We start from the raw sequence: 3,704 nt of genomic DNA, 5'->3' as shown, positions 1-3,704 counted from the left end.
CGACTGCCGACCACGCGCAACCGCGACATCGACAGCTTGCTGCCGATCGAGGGCTGGGCGCCGATCTGCAACTGAGGCTCAGCACGGCGAGTGGCGAAGCGGTAGGTGGCTTGGGCGGACGCTTACGGCGCGACTCGCGAAACCAAGGGAGGTTGGCGCACCAAATGGCCGCGAGATTGGCGAGTCGCGCAGCAGCCGCGGACGTTCAGAGGCCGCCGCAGAAGGCGGAGGGCCCACTCTGCCAGCGCACTATCCAGAGGATCCAGCCGAAGCGCTCGCAGACTCGCGACAGTCCATCCAGGAAGCGCTGCCGATACTTGTCCTCGGATTAAATCCGCTCTCGCGCATTGCCCCGCGCCATCACGTGATAGCAGGCACCTGCGAACTCAATGCGTTGAGGACGAGACATGCGCCGACATTACGCCGGCGCATTTGGCAAAAAAGGACCTGACCCCGGACTTGCACGCGGCCGTACCGGCGATTGAAGCTCTGCGAATAGGCAGCGGCGTGACGTGGACTCATCAGCTAGGCAAGCGCACTCTGCAAAGCGTGCAAGAAACTCCGAAAGCTGCGTGATTGGTTTCCGTCAAGGCTCATGTGAACCGCCAAGGTTCGGGCCACCTCGCCCTTGGGCAGCCCAGCTGCGAAGTAGCCATGCCGTTGAAGAATCCGTTCGAAGGCTTCCCAAGTGCCGCCAGCGATGGCATCGGGGTCTCGATAAGCCTGCTGGCCAGCGATTCGCGCCGTGACACGCGGATAGCCCGCCTTCACAGCCGCCCAGTCCCCGAAGTACCAGGCCTCCAGCTCTTCGATGGCGATGCGGTTGACCAGCTGCCAATCCGCATGGGCGCGGTCGATGCGCAGCCCGCTATCGAGGGCGATGGCGTCCAGCCGCGCTTTCAGCGCCCGACACTCGTCATCGTCACGATCGACCACAACGAGGATGCGCCAGTCGGGCGGCAGCCAATGCGCATAGCCGCGCAAACGCGGCGCAAGCTTGCGCAGCAAATCGCCCTTGCCCTGGAAAGCATGGATCTCAAAGCTGCGGCCCTCCGGCAGCAGCCGAGGCAACAGTTCGCGCAGGAATGCTTCCATCGAGGGCTCCTCGACGAGAATCTCCAGATGCGTCGCCGCCATCCTCAGCGCTCCTTCGGCGAGGGCCGACTTGGTGCCCCCATGCGCACGAGCGGATCCCCTACACCCAGCTGCCCCTCCATCCAAAGGTCGCCGAGCAACGCGCCGTGCTGCATGAACTCCGGCACGCCTGGCAGATCGCTCGCGCGTTGGCTGCGGGTGTAGCCGTGCTCGTCGCGCCACAGAACGCGCACCTCCTCCGGGCGCAGCGCGTTTAGGAAGAAAGGCGAGTGCGTGGTCGCCAACAGCTGGGTGCGCGCAGCGGCATTTCGGCACTCCTCGGCCAACTCCAGAAGCAAGCGCGGGTGCAGGAAGTTCTCTGGCTCCTCTATTCCAATGAAGGGCGGCGGAGCAGGGTCGTAGAGCATCACCAGATACGCCAGCATCTTCAGCGTGCCGTCTGAGGCGAACTTGGCAAGCACCGGATGGGAGAATGGCGCGTCCTTGATCTGCAGCAACAGGCGTCCATCGGCCATCGGTTCGGCCAACACCCTCTCGACATGCGGCACACGCTGGCTGAGCACTTCGAAGATGCGTGCCAGCAAGTCGGGATGGCGCTCGCTCAGGTGCTGGATCACGTTGGCGAGGTCGTCGCCGCTGCGGCTCAGCCGCTCCTGCGGCCCAGCTTCGGGAACTCCGCGAGCGCTGTCAGCAGACAGATAGGACACGTGCCAACCCGTGATGAACTCGCGCAAGGCGGCGACGCGCGGATGCTCTGCCAACTGCCCCAGCGCGTTCACGGCCAGCAGATCGGCCGACTTCAGCGGCACCTCGACGCGGGTGGCCTGTTCGTCGGGTAGCTCGCCGCTGACTACTCGGCCAGCCCCCGATTTGTAGTCGAGGAAGCGAAATGGTTGACCATGACTGCCGCGCTTCCAACGGAGCCACTCCTCGACGACCACCGGCGATCCCCCCACCTCGTCCACCGCCAGGTGGTAGGTGATCAGCGGATAGCCCGGCTCTCGATACTTGATCTCGATCACCACCGGGCCGTCGCTGCCGCGCGTCTTGAGTTCCTTCGCCCGATTGCGTATGTCCCAAGCGCGTCGCAGGCCAAGCTGGAAACAGTCGGCAAGAAACGCGAAGGCATCGAACACCGTCGACTTGCCGCTGCCGTTGGGGCCGAGCAGTACCGTGAACGGTGTCAGATCCTTGAACTCCACGTCGCGCAGAGCGCGGAAGTTCTGGACCTTCAGATGGGTGATGCGAGCCGGTTCGCGGGGCTTGGCATGGGCAGGCGTCATAAGCGCATCTCAAGTGTTGCTTCGTCGTCGGGGGCGCGCGGTTCACGGCGGATCGGTCCAGGCTCACCGCCCAAGAGCATCAGCGTATCCCTCCGCCACTGTCCATCTCCCTTTCGGTAGCCCGGCTGAAGCCCGACAACCCGAGGTCAGGTCTTGTCTTGTCACATCACCCTCCTTGCCGCTGCCGCGCGATCCGGCTGATCGTTGCGTAGTGCAGGCCGAAGTGTGCACCGATCTCGCCCAGCGTGTAGGCACCCGTGGCGTAGGCGCGACGGATGGCGGCGTTGCGGTTCGCGGCTTCGGCTTCGATCTGGCGCAGCATGGGCGCAAGGCGCTGGCGGCGAGGGACTTCGGGGGAGACGGGCTCGACCTCGTTCGCCACCTTCGCGACGAAACTCTCATCGCCAAGAAAGCTCTGCGCCTGCACTTCAGGCTCGAACGCTTGGCCGACGCCTTCCGCCACGAAGCGCGCGAAAGCCGAACGGGCCGCGGCCCGCTCGCTACCGAACAGCGACAGGGTGCGGTCCACCGCCAAACCGGGCAACGGTTCCGCTTTCCCCATCACCGCCGGGTAGCTGCTCCAGCGCCAATCGCCCGCACCGCCACACAGACCCGCGCGCACCGGGTTCAGCACGATGTAGCGCTGCAGCTCAGTGAGATAGGCGTCTTTGTCGACCAGGATGGCCTTATAGCGGCCCTGCAGCACATGCCCCACGCGACCGTGCCGGCGATTGAAGCTCTGAGAATAGGTGCCATTGACTTCGCGCATCCCGCGCGAGAGCGTCGGCTGCTCGGTCTCCACCAGCAGGTGGTAGTGGTTGTCCATGAGGCAGTAGGCCCAGAGGATCCAATCGAAGCGGCCGCACACCCGCGACAACCCGTCCAGAAACCGCTGCCGATCCTCGTCATCCCAGTAGATCCGCTCGCGCGCATTGCCACGTGCCATCACGTGATAGCAGGCTCCTGCGAACTCAATGCGTTGAGGACGAGACATGCGCCGACATTACGCCGGCGCATGTGGCAAAACAAGACCTGACCCCGGATTTTTTATCCAGCCGGGCGTGATGGACGACGAGGCGCGCACCGTGACACTCAGCGAAGACGCCAACGCCGACGGCGTGACCGATGATGTGGTCGATGAGCTGATCGAGTTGGTGCAAGCCCACGGCGGCGACATCGCGTTTCTCTCGGCCAGCACGCTGGGCAACGAATCACCGCTAGGGAACCCCCTACGTGTCAACCTCCTACCCAACAGTTGTTCTCGGTTTTTATAGATAACAATTGTGGGGCGGTTTGAGGAGGTTTCAGTGAGCAAGGCAGGCATCG

The 3,704-nt window shown here is 64.1% G+C and carries 4 protein-coding genes; 1 reads left to right on the top strand and 3 read right to left on the bottom strand.

The genetic code is table 11. The annotated features are described in order from the left end of the window. Positions 1–525: 525 nt before the first annotated feature. The 3 genes from ACIQ7H_RS22070 to ACIQ7H_RS22060 form a co-directional block, all read right to left on the bottom strand. Entirely contained in the window at positions 526–1,137 is a 612-nt protein-coding gene (locus ACIQ7H_RS22070; RefSeq protein ID WP_395795629.1) for a DUF4276 family protein, read from the bottom strand. Positions 1,138–1,139: 2 nt separating this feature from the next. Then, on the bottom strand, positions 1,140–2,378 hold the full coding sequence (locus ACIQ7H_RS22065; protein WP_395795627.1) for an AAA family ATPase: 1,239 nt from the start codon (positions 2,376–2,378) through the stop codon (positions 1,140–1,142). Positions 2,379–2,544: 166 nt separating this feature from the next. Further along, the gene (locus ACIQ7H_RS22060; protein ID WP_395795625.1) at positions 2,545–3,372 is read right to left on the bottom strand and encodes a transposase; all 828 of its coding nucleotides are present in this window, start codon (positions 3,370–3,372) and stop codon (positions 2,545–2,547) included. Between ACIQ7H_RS22060 and ACIQ7H_RS22055 the strand changes: the two genes are divergently transcribed. Then, the gene (locus ACIQ7H_RS22055; RefSeq protein ID WP_395795623.1) at positions 3,371–3,652 is read left to right on the top strand and encodes a hypothetical protein; all 282 of its coding nucleotides are present in this window, start codon (positions 3,371–3,373) and stop codon (positions 3,650–3,652) included. The genes ACIQ7H_RS22060 and ACIQ7H_RS22055 overlap by 2 nt on opposite strands. Positions 3,653–3,704: the final 52 nt, after the last annotated feature.

The organism is Aquimonas sp., from assembly GCF_044377145.1.
GTDB lineage: Bacteria > Pseudomonadota > Gammaproteobacteria > Xanthomonadales > Xanthomonadaceae > Aquimonas.
This window is presented reverse-complemented; position numbering and strand designations above follow the sequence as displayed.